The organism is Limihaloglobus sulfuriphilus, from assembly GCF_001999965.1.
Taxonomy (GTDB): domain Bacteria; phylum Planctomycetota; class Phycisphaerae; order Sedimentisphaerales; family Sedimentisphaeraceae; genus Limihaloglobus; species Limihaloglobus sulfuriphilus.
This window is the reverse complement of sequence record NZ_CP019646.1, coordinates 527,283-544,060: the sequence shown is the minus strand read 5'-3', so window position 1 is coordinate 544,060 and position 16,778 is coordinate 527,283. Positions and strand designations below refer to the sequence as shown.

General features: G+C 49.5%; 12 protein-coding genes. 7 read left to right on the top strand and 5 right to left on the bottom strand.

Annotated features, from left to right (window positions below; genetic code table 11):
- Positions 1-3: 3 nt before the first annotated feature.
- Both SMSP2_RS02045 and SMSP2_RS02040 read right to left on the bottom strand, forming a co-directional pair.
- Positions 4-1,071, bottom strand: a complete 1,068-nt coding sequence (locus tag SMSP2_RS02045; RefSeq protein WP_237048842.1) for a zinc-dependent alcohol dehydrogenase family protein — start codon at positions 1,069-1,071, stop codon at positions 4-6.
- Between the two features lie 37 nt (positions 1,072-1,108).
- Entirely contained in the window at positions 1,109-2,137 is a 1,029-nt protein-coding gene (locus tag SMSP2_RS02040) for an aldo/keto reductase (RefSeq protein ID WP_146682366.1), read from the bottom strand.
- 128 nt (positions 2,138-2,265) lie between these two features.
- Here SMSP2_RS02040 and SMSP2_RS02035 point away from each other — a divergent pair, with 128 nt between their 5' ends.
- From SMSP2_RS02035 to SMSP2_RS02005, 7 genes are all read left to right on the top strand, one after another.
- On the top strand, positions 2,266-3,147 hold the full coding sequence (locus SMSP2_RS02035) for an AraC family transcriptional regulator (RefSeq protein ID WP_146682365.1): 882 nt from the start codon (positions 2,266-2,268) through the stop codon (positions 3,145-3,147).
- Between the two features lie 200 nt (positions 3,148-3,347).
- Positions 3,348-4,820, top strand: a complete 1,473-nt coding sequence (locus SMSP2_RS02030; protein ID WP_146682364.1) for a rhamnulokinase — start codon at positions 3,348-3,350, stop codon at positions 4,818-4,820.
- Positions 4,821-4,914: 94 nt separating this feature from the next.
- Positions 4,915-6,252, top strand: a complete 1,338-nt coding sequence (locus SMSP2_RS02025) for a PHP domain-containing protein (protein ID WP_186804804.1) — start codon at positions 4,915-4,917, stop codon at positions 6,250-6,252.
- A gap of 124 nt (positions 6,253-6,376) precedes the next feature.
- Complete coding sequence (locus SMSP2_RS02020) at positions 6,377-8,017, top strand: alcohol dehydrogenase catalytic domain-containing protein (protein WP_146682363.1); 1,641 nt, start codon at positions 6,377-6,379, stop codon at positions 8,015-8,017.
- A gap of 32 nt (positions 8,018-8,049) precedes the next feature.
- Positions 8,050-10,011 carry an SDR family oxidoreductase gene (locus tag SMSP2_RS02015; RefSeq protein WP_146682362.1) on the top strand — a complete coding sequence of 654 codons (1,962 nt, stop codon included), beginning with the start codon at positions 8,050-8,052 and terminating at the stop codon, positions 10,009-10,011.
- A 65-nt stretch (positions 10,012-10,076) separates the two neighbouring features.
- Positions 10,077-11,333, top strand: a complete 1,257-nt coding sequence (locus SMSP2_RS02010) for an L-rhamnose isomerase (protein WP_146682361.1) — start codon at positions 10,077-10,079, stop codon at positions 11,331-11,333.
- 107 nt (positions 11,334-11,440) lie between these two features.
- Positions 11,441-13,228, top strand: a complete 1,788-nt coding sequence (locus SMSP2_RS02005) for a glycoside hydrolase family 2 protein (RefSeq protein WP_146682360.1) — start codon at positions 11,441-11,443, stop codon at positions 13,226-13,228.
- A 68-nt stretch (positions 13,229-13,296) separates the two neighbouring features.
- On the opposite strand, the gene SMSP2_RS02000 is transcribed toward SMSP2_RS02005, so the two are convergent.
- From SMSP2_RS02000 to SMSP2_RS01990, 3 genes are all read right to left on the bottom strand, one after another.
- Complete coding sequence (locus SMSP2_RS02000) at positions 13,297-14,031, bottom strand: SIR2 family NAD-dependent protein deacylase (protein ID WP_146682359.1); 735 nt, start codon at positions 14,029-14,031, stop codon at positions 13,297-13,299.
- Positions 14,032-14,172: 141 nt separating this feature from the next.
- The gene (locus SMSP2_RS01995) at positions 14,173-15,453 is read right to left on the bottom strand and encodes a 3-deoxy-D-manno-octulosonic acid transferase (RefSeq protein WP_146682358.1); all 1,281 of its coding nucleotides are present in this window, start codon (positions 15,451-15,453) and stop codon (positions 14,173-14,175) included.
- A gap of 79 nt (positions 15,454-15,532) precedes the next feature.
- A complete protein-coding gene (locus SMSP2_RS01990; RefSeq protein WP_146682357.1) occupies positions 15,533-16,732 on the bottom strand; it encodes an RtcB family protein in 1,200 nt (399 codons plus the stop codon).
- Positions 16,733-16,778: the final 46 nt, after the last annotated feature.

Sequence of the window (16,778 nt, the reverse complement as noted above, 5' to 3'; positions counted from 1 at the left end):
CTGCTATTTTATTTCTTCGTCGAAGACAACAGCGACTTTACCGCATTTTCCGCTCGCCATCAATGCGTAGGCTTCGCCGGCCTTGTCGAGAGTAAATCTGTGTGTTATCAGCCGCTCGGGATGAATCCCCCATCGGGCAAGACGCTCAACAAGCTCTTCCATACGCCATATATTTGTTACCCAGGAACCGTAAATTGTCTTCTGGTCGTGAATAATATCCGGGGACGGCTGAAAATCGCATGTGCCGCCCTCTCCAAGGAAAACTATTTTTCCCCACTTGCGTGCTGCCTGAATACAGGTAAGACGCGCTTTATTGTTGGCCGAGCAGTCAACTGCCCTTTCAACACCCATGCCGCCTGTAAGTGCTCTGACCTGTTCAACATTATCGGGGCCGGCTTTTAATACCGAATCGAAAAGAGCTGTTTCCTCGGCAATCTTTATCCTTTCATCAATGGCCTCTGTGCCTATGATTTTCTGCGCACCCATGGCTTTGCACAGCATGGCAGAAGCCAGGCCGACCGGGCCAAGTCCGGTTATCAGAACCGCATCATTGCCGCAGATGCCGATCTTTTCGAGACCTTCGTAAACGGTTCCGAAACCGCATGCCACCTGAGCGCCGTCAGAGTAACTCAGCTCATCGGGCAGCAGCACAAGATCCTTTTCTTCAGCGAGCATAAATTCAGCCATTCCCCCATCCCTCTGCCAGCCGTATGCGCGGCGGTATTTTTCGCTTGTACAGGAGATCATATACCCCCTGCGGCAGTCGTTACAGAGACCGCAGCCTGAAATATGGTATATGATTACCCTGTCATTTTTCTTGAATCTTCTGCACCCGAGGCCTGTCTCGGCTATCTGGCCGCACGGCTCATGGCCGGCGATCAGTCCCGGCTGATATCCTTCGGGGCCTTTGCCTAAATGCTCGTGGTATATGCAGCGAATGTCAGAGCCGCAAATGGTTGAAGATTTGATTTTTATAAGAACCTCTCCGTGTCCGGGCACGGGAATATCAAACTCTTTGAGTTCTACCGTACCGTTTCCGGGAAGTATAGCGCATTTCATTTTTCTGCTCATTTTTTTACCTTTCATATATTATTGAGGTTGAATTCTGTTATGCCGGCGTTATATGACCGTCCACATCCCATAAGTCTTCCCAGCTCTGATTATCTTTCCACAGGAATACATCGCCTTTTATGAGCCGGCAATTTTTGTCCGCTTTCGATATCTCTCTCATCTCCTCATCGGTTAAAGGCTCTGTTACGGTACTTCGCAGGTTGCTTAAATACTCATTGGGGTACACAGAAAACGGAATTGGTATCTGTCCCCGCTGCACTGCCCACTTTATACAAACCACCGCGGGGTGAACATTCAGCCTTTGAGCTATTCTCACAATTACCGGATCCTGTATGTCAACAGTATCACTCTGGGCTTTATCTCTGTCGGGCCGCGTGGGAGAGCCAATCGGGCAGAAACCAATCGGCTGAATCTCATTATCAATACAATAAGCGAAAAATTCCGGCTGTTGAAAATGCGGATGCAGTTCCATCTCATTACATGCCGGCCTGATGCGGCAGTCTCTTAAAAGAAGCTGCATTTTGGGAATTGTCATGTTTGATGTTCCAATATGTCTGACAAGCCCGGCATCTACAAGGCTCTCCATTTGCCGCCATGTATCCATAAAATTTTCACGCCTATACGGCTTTGCATCCGGGCTTCGTGATGTTATATCACAGCCGGGCGCATGATAGTTTGGAAAAGGCCAGTGAACGAGATACAGGTCCAGATAATCCAGCTGAAGGTCTTTTAGAGACTGCCTGCACGATTCTTCCACCCTCTCGTGCATATCGTTCCAGACTTTAGAGTTTATCCAGAGCTCGTCTCTCTTTATCAGCCCGCCGGCAAGAATATCTTTGAATACCTGGCCGATTCTGTCTTCATTGCCGTAAACAGAAGCGCAGTCTATGTGCCTGTAACCAACCGACAAAGCCCCTCTTACCGAATCTGCGACCTCGTTGTGGGTGAACCTGTCAGAACCAAAAGTGCCCAGACCTATGCCGGGGATTTCGGCTCCTGTGTATAACTTCTTCTTTGGCACGGCCTCTGGATCTACAGCGTCCGCTGAAACATTAAAACCACTCATTTAAAATCTCCATTAAGAACATTATCAATTCAAGACAAATGTATATTATCTTTGGACGGATAGCCTTTTCAATGGAATATTTTTAGTTTTTTATGGACTATTTTTAGATTTAACTGTATAATATTACTATGATAAAGAAACTTCTTGATCAGCTTGAAATAAATGTATTAAACGTAGAGTTGTACACTGTCGGCACTGAATGGAGGCATACCAACGTCATAAGCCCTTATTCCAGATTGTACTATATAACCAAAGGCCAGGGCTTTATCACTCAAAACAAGACCAGATATTTAATAGAACCGGGCTTTATGTATCTATTACCCGCCTTCACCCGGGTTGACCTGTTCTGCCCTAAGTCTTTTACTCATTACTACATCCATTTTACAACCGAACTGCCGGACGGGCATAACCTCTTCTCTATCTTTGATTATTCCACCAAATTGAACGCCTCTGAGCAGGGCATAGAGAAAAACATATTTGAAAGGCTTATACAGCTCAACCCCGGGATGGAGCTGATAGAAAGGGATGCTAATAAGCCGATTTACCGCTCTCTGCTGGAAAGACACGAAATGTTGAACAGGGACAAAACCGCCCGCAGCATCATTGAAACAAATGCCTTGATGCGGTTACTCATAGCTCCTTTCATTAGAATTGCAGGTAATGAGAGCTTAAATCCGCGTACAGGAATTAACAGATTTGAGAAAGTTATAAAATATATCAATGAAAATATATCTCAACCTTTCAGCCTCAAAGAACTCGCCCGCCTGGCGAACCTTAACCCTTCATACTTCTCGTCACTGTTTACAAAGCATATGGGCATATCACCCATACGCTATGTTAATACTAAAAAGGTTGAGAATGCTCAGAGGCTTTTGCTTTCTACAACCAAAACGCTTGATGAAATTGCCTATGCAGCGGGATTTGATGATGTGTTTTATTTTTCGAGAATATTCAAGAAAATTACCGGCTTACCTCCTGCCCTTTACAGAAAACAACAGCAATACATTTAACCCTGAACCCCGGATATGTTACTTAAATGAGTCGCGGCAGGCTAAAAGCAATTGATTGTTTATGTATTATTTTGTTTCACTTCTGTTTGTTTGTTGTTATTTGCTGTGTAAATTGCTTTTGAGCGTTTGACAGAGACTTAAATATAGCTATATTTATATAATAAGGAAAAAAAGGAATTATTTTAATTGACGGTATTAGCATGAGTAATCAAAAGAGCTATATAGCAGTGGACCTCGGGGCCGAAAGCGGCCGTGTAATGCTCGGGACAATCTCTGATAAGAAACTGACACTCGAAGAGATGCATCGCTTTGAAACGGGAGCGACGCCGCGGGGCGATTCAATCCGCTGGGATGTTGAGAGGATATTCGGTGAGATCAAAACCGGAATCGCGGCAGCCGCCAAAAAAACCGGCGACTCGGCAGTTTCGATTGCTTTCGACAGCTGGGGAGTGGATTTCGGGCTCATCGGCAAAGACGGCAAACTCCTCGAAGAGCCCTTCCATTACAGGGATGAGCGCAACCTGGGAATGATCGACGAGGCATCTAAGATTCTATCAAAGCGTGAGATATACGAAAACACCGGCATACAGTTCTTGCAGTTCAATACACTTTTCCAACTGTTAAGCCTGAAGAAGAGCCGCCCTGAAATCCTGGAAATGACCGATAAAATAATCATGATGGCAGACCTGTTCGCCTATATGCTATGCGGCAGGGCATTCAGTGAGTACACCCTTGCAAGTACCGGCCAGATGGTTGATATGCGAACCGGTCAGTGGAACAGCAAACTTCTCAAAACCTTTGATATCGATAAAGACATGCTCCCTGAAATCGTCAAACCAGGAACAGTTGTCGGCAAAATCAGCCCCGAAGCAGCAAAAGAGCTTGGCTGCACGGAGCTTGCGGTAGTTGCCTGCGGCTCACATGACACTGCCTGCGCAGTCGCGGCTGTGCCGGCAGAAAAAGATTCACAATGGGCATATCTTTCCAGCGGCACCTGGAGTCTGCTGGGGCTGGAAGTTGACGAGCCGATAATAAACGATGAAACTTTCAGCGAACAGTTCACCAATGAAGGCGGTGTTTACGGCACGATTAGACTGCTCAAAAATATCATGGGACTCTGGCTTATACAGGAATCGCGAAGATACTGGCTGGAGAACGGCAAAGAGTACAGCTACCCCGAGCTCGAAGACATGGCTGAGAAGACAGAGCCGTTCCAGGGTGTTGTTGACACACAATACCATGAGTTCATGATGCCCGGAGACATGCCCGCCAAGATAAACCGCTGTCTGGAGAAACTCGGATACGAATGCACCGATGAGCCGGCTAAAATCAGCCGCGTTATTGTGGACAGCCTCGCTGTAGCATACAGAAAATGCCTTGAACGCCTGGAAGCCCTCACCGGCAAAAAGACCAATGTACTCCATATCGTCGGCGGCGGAACAAAACATTTGCTGCTCTGCCAGTGCGCTGCCAACATTCTCGGCCGCAAGGTCGCGGCAGGACCGGTAGAGGCTACCGCCAGCGGTAACGTTCTCGTACAGGCAATCGCCTCAGGACAGGTAGAATCGCTGGAAGAGGCCCGTGAAATGGTAGCAAATTCGTTTGAAGTAAAAATTTACGAACCAAAGGACACTGACAAGTGGGATGCGTTCTACAAGTCGGTACCTTTTTAGCATAAAGCAAAGACTGACCCTGAGTGAATGTGATAAACTTCTCAGGACTTAATAATCTTGAACATAAATTCTTAATAAAAGGCAGGTGCGATAAATGGGTGTTGAGACCTACGAAAAACAATTAGACAGCTTTGATCCAAAAGAACGCAGAGACGCTTTGGAAGTGCTGATTGAGATGACAGAGCAGGGCAAAATAAAACTGCCCGAACCTGGTTATTTTGTAAATATGCATTGCCATACGTTTTATTCGTTTAACGGCGCGGGATATTCTCCTGTCAAAATTGCCTGGAAGGCACGGAAAATGGGCCTGGCTGCGGCCGGCAGCGTTGATTTTGACACGCTTGAAGCTCTGGAAGAATTTCGCGAAGCAGGGACAAAGCTTGGTTTGAAAACTGTTTCCGGTTTTGAGACGCGGGTGTTTGTACCCGAGTTTGCAAAGAGAGTAATCAACTCTCCGGGAGAACCTGGGATAGCATATCACATGGGCGTCGGGTTTGCATCTTCGGATTTAACCGGCGAAAGCTCAAAACTGCTCCAGGGGCTTAAGACAACCGCCCAGAACCGCAACATGAACCTGCTGGAGAAAGTTAACAGCTATCTCTCGCCCATTGAGCTGGATTATGAAAATGATGTCATGGTGCTTTCCCCCTCTGGCAACCCCACCGAAAGACACATTTGTTCAGCATATATGACTAAAGCCGAGCTCCATTTCGACACACACCAAGAGCTTGCCGAATTCTGGAGTGAAAAACTCGGAGTAAGTGCAGATGAGTTAAACCTGCCAAACAGCCCGCAGCTGGCAAACGCAATACGCAAAAAAACGATGAAACGCGGCGGTGTTGGCTATGTTCAGCCGGATCCGGACTCATTTCCAAACATGGCAGACGTGAATGAGTTTATTCTTGCTTCCGGCGGGATTCCGGTTTTCACCTGGCTCGACGGCACAAGCGAAGGTGAACAGGACATAGAAGAGCTGCTTGAGATCGCCATGGCGACAGGGGTAGAGGCCGTGAACATAATTCCCGACAGAAACTTCACCCCCGGAGAATGGCTGGACAATGAGAAATGCCGCAAACTTTATGAGTTTGTAGGCCTTGCCAACAAACTCGACCTGCCGATTCTCGTCGGCACGGAAATGAACAGCCCTGGACAAAAATTTGTTGACGATTTCGGCTCAAATGAACTTGCTTCACTTGTGCCGTCGTTCTATGACGGGGCAATGACAATCTACGGCCACTGCGTACTGATTCACACAATCGGAATCGGCTATACCGGCGGCTGGGCAGACCACCACTTTGATAACCGTGCGGATAAGAATAAATTTTTCCTCGAAGTAGGCAAACTCGCTGACCCGGCGACTTACGAGAAAAAACTCAAAAATTTTGATTTTTCGGCAGAACCGGAGAAAATTCTCAAAAAGCTGAAGAAATAATACAAAATCAATAACCGTCATCGCCCTACTTGAGAATAGCAGCTTTTGCTTGATTAAGCACAAATGACCGTTGTTAATACCGGTTTTTAGCTTTAAAAATAACTTATTTATTACAGGATACAAAATGACAACACCACAAACACAAAAGGCCGTCCAGCTGGTCGGGCCTGATAAGCTCAAATTTAACCCTGAAAAATCCGTTTACAGACCGAATCAATGGCAGATTCTATGCAAAGTCGAAGTTGTCGGCCTGTGCTTCTCCGACCTGAAACTCCTCAAACAGTTCGACAGCCACGTCCGCAAGGGAAAAATAGTCGATGGCGTTGACCCCGCAGTTCTGGCGGAGTACCCTGCGTACAAGGTTGACGAGGAACCCACTGTCCCTGGACACGAGATTGTCGTCAGCGTTATAGAACAGGGTGAAAAAGTCACGAAAACAAAAGTCGGCGGCAGGTATCTGGTACAGGCAGACCACCGCTGGCTTAAAACTCAAAACTCAAACGGAGCGATAGGCTATAACATCGAGGGCGGCCTCCAGCAGTACATGCTTTTTGATGAACGCGTTAGTCTCTCGCCCGACGGCGAGTTCATGCTGATTGAGGTTTCGGACGAATGCAGCGCCTCAGCAGTAGCTCTGGTCGAACCATGGGCATGTGTTGAGGACGCTTATGTCGTAAAAGAAAGGCAGACTCTCACCAAAGGCGGAAAAATGCTTGTTGTGGCGGAGGCCGACTTTGACAAAGCGGCTTTTGACGCATTTGTAAAAAAATACGGTGAGCCCGGCTCAATAACCGCGATTGGGACAGACGAGATCGACAACGCAGAAAAGGCAGATAATGTTGATTCTCTTGCGGATTTTGCGTATGATGACCTCGTTTACTTCGGCTCTGATGCCGCGACACTCGAAAAGTTATTTGACAAGACGGCAAACCGCGGGCTGGTCATAATCGCCCTTTGCGGCGGCAGATTCGAAACAGAGCCGCAGACTGCTGTTGGCAGAGTTCATTACGGCGGTATCCGCATAATCGGCACAACCGGCAGCGACCCCGCCGAAGCTATGAAGACCATTCCCGCAACCGGCGAAATACGCAAGGGAGACGTCATAAACGTGATTGGTGCCGGCGGCCCGATGGGCGTTATGCACGTAGTACGCAACATCTGCCAGGGCGTTGAGGGAGTCACGGTTTATGCCGGCGACCTAGACGATGACAGGCTCGCTGCTATGAGCAGGTTCGCCGAGCCCATGGCAAAGGAAAGAGGCGTCGGGTACAAGAGTTACAACCCGAAAAAAGACGAAGGCCCCAAAAACGTTGACTACTCCGCCCTTATGGCACCTGTTCCGGCACTTGCCGCGGCGTGCGTAAAAAATGGCTCTAAAAACGGCATTGTAAACATATTTGCCGGAATCCCAGCCACTGTCAAGGGCCCGATAGACATGAACCGCTACATCGAAAACGGCATGTATTTCATCGGAACAAGCGGCTCAACACTTGACGACATGCTTGTGGTGCTTGAAAAGGTGCTCACCGGAAAGCTCGACACAAACATCTCGGTAGCGGCTGTTTCCGGCCTTGAGGCCGCGGTCGAGGGGATCCGGGCTGTAGAAAACCACTCTATCCCCGGCAAGATTCTGGTTTACCCCGACTGCGAGGACCTTGGACTGACAACACTGGACAAACTCGCATCGATTAAGCCGGAAACCACCGCCGAACTTGACAACGGCGTATGGACAAAGGCAGCCGAAAACAAATTGCTGAATAAATAAACAATTAGTAACTTAAACTGGTTAAATACGATATGGACAAAGCATTAAAAGAACTTATTGACATTTCAGTGCAAACCGGAAGCGACACCGCTCTTGTACAGGGCGGCGGCGGAAACACTTCTGTAAAAACAGACGATGGAAAATACATGTATATCAAGGCCAGCGGCACAGCGCTGAAGGATATGACCGAAAACCGCGGCTGGCGCAGGCTCGGCATAGACGCTGTTAACGCAGTTACAAATGACCCTGATATCGCCGGATATGATGTCAGCACCCGTGAGGTCGAAGTGGTCAACAGACTTCTTCTTTCCTGCCGCGACGATGTCTCGGACGGATCCCGCCCTTCCGTAGAGGCGAACCTGCACGCGATACTCGACAAGGTCGTTATTCACCTGCACCCCAGCTCGGTCGGGGCACTTGTCAACTGTAAAAAGGGCAAAGAAATCGTAATGGATATGTTTGCCTCGCAGGATAAGCCTGTTTTGTGGATACCGTATGTTGATCCGGGATTCACACTTGCAAACAAGGTAAAAAGGGAAGTCGAAAAATACCAGTCACAGCACGGCGCACTGCCGGAAATACTGTTTCTCGAGCGGCATGGACTGTTTGTATCTTCTTCCACGCCAACCAAAGCGGTTAAAATCGTAAAAGATGTTATTAAGACGTGCCTGTCCAAACTGACCGCTCCCAAGCCGCGTAAATTCAAGGATTCGCAGCCCCAGGAAATAAACAGCATAAAACTCGCTGTTCGCAAGGCCGTTTTTAACGCTACCGGCAGATACAGCACAGTAGCACACTTCATGACTGATGATCTTGCCGGATATATGGCTTTGCAGAACATATCGCGTCTGCTCGGCCCTGCCGCACTTACGCCCGATGAGCAGGTTTACTGCAACGGGCCGGCAATGTGCCTGGAAAAGGTCGATGCAGACAAACTCGAGAAAAAACTTACAAAACAGATGTCCAAAGGCGAAAAACCTTCCAGTGCATTTCTGGTCAGGGGCCACGGGCTGTTTGTCGCGGCAGTGCCCAAACTTGCGGGCTCTATCTTCGATGTAGTCATGAGCTCGCTTTATATTCGCTACAACGCCGACAAGCTCGGCGGAATCTACGTGCTGACAAAAAAACAGCGGGACTTCATCAATAACTGGGAGGTCGAGGCCTTCCGCAAACGCGCTGTAACAGGCGAGGCAGGCGGATCGCTCAAAGACCGCATAGCTGTTGTTACCGGCGGCGGAAGCGGCCTGGGCAGAAGCATCGCAATTGGTATGGCACGGGCCGGCGCCAATGTCGCAATCGCCGACATCGACACTGATGCCGCGCAGGAAACGGCCAACATGATAGCCGCAGAGGGCCTTAGCTCGCTTGCAATGGTGCTGAGCTGCAATGTTGCCGGCGAAGAGAGCGTCATGGCGGGTTACCAGGCCGTGATGGATGCGTGGGGCGGGCTGGATATGGTCGTAAATGCCGCGGGTGTCGCTCCGGCGTTCCCGCTGGTTGATATGCCCGTTGACAAGTGGCGGTTTGCCCTTGAAGTAAACCTTACAGGCTATTTCCTGATGGCAAAATACGCCGCACGTATAATGATAGAACAGGCAATCGGCGGCAGTATCGTCAATCTCAGCTCTAAATCCGGCATAGAGGCCAGCAAGAACAATTCCGCTTACAACGCGACCAAGGCCGGTGAGCTGCACCTGGCACGCGGCTGGGCGTTAGAACTGGGACAGTATGGAATCCGCGTAAACTGTGTATGCCCGGGCAATGTCTTCGAAGGCTCGAAAATATGGAACCCCGAGTATATCAAACAATGCGCGAAGAAATACGGCATCAAGCCCGAAGAGGTGATACCATACTATATCAGCAAGAGTGTCTTGAATAAAGAAATCAAAGGCCAGGACATCGCCGATTCGGTTGTGTTCCTGTGCAGCGACAACGCGCGTATGATCACAGGCCAGACAATAGTAACCGATGCCGGACAGGTATTTGTAAGATAAACAAAACAAACTCAAGCAGACAAATGAACGTATTTGCCTGCCGCTCTGATAAGGAGAGAAAAACCATGAATGAACAATACGTAAACAAAAATTACGATTCAGCCAAAGAAGCCTATGCCGCTTTGGGCGTTGACACAGATGCCGCCATAGAGGCATTGAAAAAGATACCCGTATCGCTGCACTGCTGGCAGGGCGACGACGTGGGCGGTTTCGAGAGCGACTGTGACCTATCAGGCGGCATACAGGCTACCGGCAACTACCCGGGCAAAGCGACCAATGCCTGCCAGCTCCGCCAGGACCTGGACAAGGCCCTGAGCCTGATCCCCGGCACACACAGAGTAAACCTGCACGCCATCTACGGCGAGTTTGACGGCAAACCCGACCGCCGCCACGTAAGCATAGACAGCTTCAAGGGCTGGGCACAGTGGGCAAAGGATAAGGGGCTCGGGCTGGACTTCAACGGCACATTCTTCTCGCATCCTATGGCAGACAGCGGTTTTACTCTTTCCAGCAAAGACAAAGACATCCGCAGCTTCTGGATTGACCACGGCAAGTCCTGCCGCAAAGTCGGAGAGTATTTCGGCAAAGAGCTGGGCAAGCCGTGCGTAACCAATGTCTGGGTTCCGGACGGATATAAGGATATCCCGATCGACCGCTCCGGACACAGGGCGATATTAGAAAAATCACTTGACGAGATGTTCGCTGAGGATATCAGCCCCGAACACAACCTCGACGCTGTAGAGTGCAAACTCTTCGGAATCGGCTCTGAAAGCTGCACTATCGGCTCACACGAGTTCTACATGGGCTATGCTATGAAAAACAATAAGCTGCTCTGCCTTGACGCGGGACACTTCCACCCGACCGAGGTCATCAGCGACAAGCTCTCAAGCTGTCTGCTCTACATTGACCGGCTCCTGCTGCATGTAAGCCGCCCGGTTCGCTGGGACAGCGACCACGTGGTTATTTTCAACGAAGAGCTGCAGTATATCGCACAGGAAGTTATACGCAACAACTTCCAGTCACGCGTACACATCGGGCTGGACTTCTTCGACGCGAGTATAAACCGCATCGCAGCCTGGGTTATCGGCACACGTGCAATGATCAAAGCCCTGCTGACGGCGCTGCTTGAGCCGTCGCAAATGCTCAAAGAAGCCGAAGAAGCCGGCGATTTTACAAAACGCCTCGCCATGCTCGAAGAGCTAAAGTCCATGCCGTTCGGCGCTGTATGGGATTACTATTGCCTCAAAAGCGGTACTCCCGCCGGCGCGGACTGGCTCGCAGAGGTAAAAGATTACGAAAACGCAGTTCTCTCAAAACGCTAAGACAGCGGCTAATGGACAGGAACAGAAAATAAGATGCAGAATTCGAAAAACACGAATGGTACTGCAAAGTGATCATATACTTAAAAAATTTTTTCTGGATAATAATTATGGCCTCAGTAATGACAACTCATGCTAAGGAATGGAAACCTGCCCAAAATACAATAATGAGCCGCTGGGCTGCCGGTGTAACACCGGAGAATGTATGGAGAGATTATCCCCGCCCGCAGATGCGCCGGCATAACTGGCTGAATCTAAACGGACTGTGGGATTATGCGATCACAAAGAAAGATGCTGAGATCCCCGCAGAATGGGACGGCAAGATACTTGTGCCATTCCCGGTCGAATCGGCGCTTTCAGGCGTAAAGAAATCCGTAGGCGGGGAAAATGCCCTCTGGTACCGGCGTAAGGTAACTATTCCTGAAGAATGGCAAGGACAGCGGTTAATCCTGCATTTCGGGGCGGTTGACTGGAGAATGACCCTCTGGATAAATGGGAAACAGATTGGCAAACATTCTGGCGGCTGCGACGCTTTCAGCTTTGACATTACCGATGCCGTAACCGCAAAGCTCGAAGCAGACATCGTGATATCGGTCTGGGATCCAACCGACGACGGCTACCAGCCTCGCGGCAAACAGGTCAATGAACCGCAGGGGATCTGGTACACCTCCGTTACCGGTATCTGGCAGACAGTATGGATGGAGGCGGTTCCCCAGGCACACATAAACTCACTCAAGATAACACCTGATGTTGACAACGGCAAGGTGCGTGTCGAGGTTGAGACCGCCGGTATTGACCGCGAAAGCCGCATCGCCGATAAGTATTTCCTCCATCTTGCCGCGATATCCGACAACAAGACGATAACAAGAGCTGCCGGAAATTGTTTCGGCGATGTTTTGGAGTTGGAAATACCAGACGCAGAACTCTGGTCACCGGATAATCCATTCCTCTATGACCTCAAAGTAACACTTACCCGTGATGACGAGCCGCTCGACGAAGTAACCAGTTATTTTGCTATGCGCAAATTCCATGTAAAGAAGGATGAGTCCGGCATAAACCGTATATATATCAACGGCAAACCGATATTTCTTTTCGGGACTCTTGATCAGGGCTGGTGGCCCGGCGGACTTTATACGCCGCCAAGTGATGAGGCGATGCGTTACGATATCGAGGTGCTCAAAGAATTGGGAATGAACTGCATCCGCAAGCATGTCAAGGTTGAACCTCTGCGATACTATTACCACTGCGACAGGCTGGGCATGATAGTCTGGCAGGATATGCCCAACGGGGACAAACATATCAGCGAGAGCGATCCTGATATTACCCGCACGGCAGAATCCGAGACAAACTTTCGCGCTGAGTGGAAAGCAATTGTTAACATGCTATATAACAACGTGTCTATAGCTATCTGGTGTCCGTTTAACGAGGGCTGGGGGCAGTTCAAGACAAATGAGATCCTTGAATGGACAAAACAGCTCGACCCAACGCGTCTGGTGGACGGTCCAAGCGGCTGGACTGACCGCGGCGGCGGCGACATGTACGACATGCACAACTATCCCGGGCCCGGCATGTTCCCTGTAGAAGAATCCCGAGTCTCGGTACTTGGTGAGTTCGGAGGACTGGGCCTTCCGCTAAAGGGGCACCTGTGGTGGGACAAAAGAAACTGGGGATACAGAAGTTTTAAAACCAGAGAAGAGCTCAACGATGCTTATATAAACCTTATAACAAAACTTCCTCAGCTTATCAGTAAGGGTCTCGCCGCGGCAATCTATACCCAGACCACAGACGTTGAGGGCGAGGTAAACGGGCTGATGACCTACGACCGTAAAGTGCTCAAGCTGGATGCTGACAAAGTCCGGCCGCACCACCTGAAATTATATCAAAATCCGCCAGAGTGAACGACGATTCTGAGTGATTCGAGACAGCAATCAGACCGCCAAAGAGAGCCTAAACAATCAAGGATAATCTAAAAGACATATTCCGCAACCTGCCTGAAGAAATCATCGAGCTCTCTCTCAACCATATATTGTTCGGGTACTGTTGGAATAGAGACTCCTGTCCTGTTTACGACAACTGCCCTTTTTGCCCATTGCGGCAGTATCGCCGCGGGGTAAACCACCAGAGACGAACCAAGAACAAGCAGCGTTTTAGACTCGGCTATCTCCTGCATAGCTTCATTCATGCCGTGCACCTGCTCGCCGAAGAAAACAACATCCGGTTTGAGAAGCCCCCCGCACTCGCCGCACCTGGGAACATCCTGAGACCTGATATACTCAAGAGACGCATCAAGGCCGTAGTATTTGCCGCACCGCAGACAATTCATCGATGAATAACTGCCGTGGATGCAGATAACATTTTTCGAGCCGGCCATCTGGTGCAGCGGATCTATGTTCTGGGTAGAAAGTGAGCTTAGAAGCCCCATTTCTTCAAGCTGTGCAAGAAAAAAATGTGTAAAAGTAGGCGTTATTCTGTCAACTATTTCCAGCATATCGCGGGAAAAATCATAGAAAGGCTTTGGATTTGTTTTAAAGTATTCAATCTCGAATACTGTGTCGGGGTTGTATCTGCCTGTAGAATAAAAGCCGCCCTTGCCTCGGAAATCGGGAATCCCCGCCGCGGTTGATATGCCCGCTCCGGTGAACGCGGCAACACCGCCCTCTCGTATAAACTCAGCGCACTTTTCCGGACTTATTGACTGCATATTGTTCATCATACCAGAAGAAAAAAGATTTGCAACACACAGAGAACTATACAGAGTCTTTGAACTGGACTTCCAGCAGGTTGAGAATATTTCGACCCAGTCAATGCAAGATCCGACACCGTCGTCGGCTATATGTCCGCTTTACAGCATATCCAGAATTATCCCGGCTGTTTTGGCGGAGGCTCCCTGATTGCTGATTATTATTTCCTGGCCTCGCCGGGCAGTATCATTTCTGTAAGCATCGTCCTGCAAGGCCTTTGCCAGGACAGCTTTAAGCTCATGTGAATCAGCCGCCTCTACTGCACCCTGGCCGGCGGTCAAAACTTCAACTGTTTGTCTAAAATTAAATGTGTGCGGGCCGAATGTTGTAAATACTTTGAGGGCAGCTGCTTCGAGCATGTCAGAACCGCCCATCGGCACCAGCGAACGGCCGACAAAAACCAGATGAGCGATTGAGTAAAACTTTCGCAGATCGCCCATGGTATCCACCAGAATTATATCTGCCCCGCTTGAGCCCTTGCCGTTTTTCAACGCCGAATAACGCATGGAGCTGTGCGGCGATTTTTCGATCAAAGCCGCCACCTCATCAAAACGCTCCGGTTTACGCGGCACAACCGCTAACCTTAACTTCTTATTGATTTTATAGAGACTCTCATAAACATCAAGCAGCATCTGTTCCTCGCCGGGGCCGCTGCCGCCTGCAACCAGAAACGGCCTCTCAGGCGTGTAAGAAATTTCATTGGTCAATTCATTACGGCCCGGAACACGAAGCGGATCGGTTTCAACGGTATCATATTTAAGCGAACTGGTTACAACAACCGTGCCGTCTCTGCCGCCCAGGCTTAGATACCTCCGGGCATAAACCTCTGTCTGGGCACAAAAAATTGTTATATTGCTGAAAATCCGCTTCACAAACCATCGCAGTTTCCTGTAAGTCGGGTAGCTATTGTCACTTATGCGACCATTTGCAACTATCACAGGAACTTTATTTTTGCCGGCGGTATATATAAAATTCGGCCAGACCTCAAGCTCCATGAGTACACAAACTGTCGGCTTGATACTCGCAAATGCCCGCCGCATTATCCAGGAAAAATCAAACGGAAAATAAAATATGTCAACATCATCCTTATAAACAGCTTTAGCTCTGGCATAACCCGTATCAGTCGTTGAAGTTATAACAAACTCGAGGCCCGCATCCATGGCTCTGAGCTCTTTTATAAGGCTGCGTGTCGCGTTGACCTCGCCGACACTGACCGCATGTATCCAGATTACCGAACCGCGGCGATGGGGAAGAGTTCCAAACCGTGCGAAACGGTGGGCCAATCCGTCTTTGTACCTGCCGTGAACATACCTGCGGTACAATACCTTGGGAAGATACAAAACCAAAGCAATAGAGTAAAATATGTTTAAAAAATATCTCATACCGGTTTAATGATACTCAATTAACGCAAAAAGAGAAGTACGAACATTTCAAAGTTTGTAATTATTCCCGACCCGCCGCTCAACTGTGTGCCATTTTGACTATGCGGGGTTCGAAAATTGCCAGCTTCTCGACAAGCTCTGCCTGCGCCGCCATCACCTGATCGATATCTTTATATGCCATCGGGACTTCGTCCAGTCCGGCGGAGATAAGCTCAACATTTTTCTCTGCCAGATATTTCTTCAGCTCAGACCAGCTGAACGTATCTTTGGCCTGCCTCCTGCTCATTTTTCTGCCGGCGCCGTGCGAGGCGGAATTCAAAGATGCTCCGCAGCCCATGCCGCGGACTATATATGCCGGCGTTGCCATGGATCCGGGTATTATCCCTATATCACCTTTCGCGGCCGGTGTCGCTCCTTTGCGGTGGACGATAACATCTTTGCCGCCGTGGTGTTCTTTCCAGGCGAAATTATGATGGTTTTCGATATCAAGGAGTACTCCAACGCCGAGGCTCCGGGCAATAGAGCGGTGAATCAGCTCGTGGTTGGCGGCGGCATACCGGCCCATCAGCTCCATCGCGAGCCAATACTCAATGCCGTCATTGCTTTTCATGTCCAGCCAGGCCAGATGCGTAAGTTCTTTTGGAAGCTCAGGATGCTTATCCATCGCCAGCCGGCTGTAGTAACTCGCCGCCGAGTTGCCGGTTCCGCGGCTGCCGCTATGGCTTAAGAGCGCCAGATACCGGCCGGCGGCAAGACCGAGACCTGCCTTTTCAAAAGTCAAAACTCCGTATTCGACAAAATGGTTTCCTGCGCCGCTGGTTCCAAGCTGACTCCACGCCTTGTCCTTGTTCTTACGCAGTACGGGGCTGAAACTCCAGTCCTCGTCCATAACTGCATGATTTCGTTTAGCTCGAAACTCCGCACCAACCCCGAACGCCGTCTCACTGCACAGGGAATCTTTGAGCCGCTGAGGCTCATTTTCAATCGCCGAGACGGGTAAATCCAGCACTGTCATCTTCATACGGCAGGCAATATCTACGCCGACCGCATACGGTATAACAGCATTTTCAGTTGCCAAAACCCCGCCGATAGGCAGGCCGTAGCCTGTATGGGCGTCCGGCATAAGAGCGCCGCGAACTGAAACCGGCAGCATACAGGCGTTGTCCATCTGCCTGATAGCCTCCGGCTCGATATCTTCTCCCCACTGCCTGTATGGCGCGGGAGCTTTTCGCGGCGTAAAAGCCGCGGTAATATGGGTGTTTCGTTTTCTTTTTTTCATACTGATTTATATATTATAGGAATTTTAATCAGGTTCGCAAAGAATA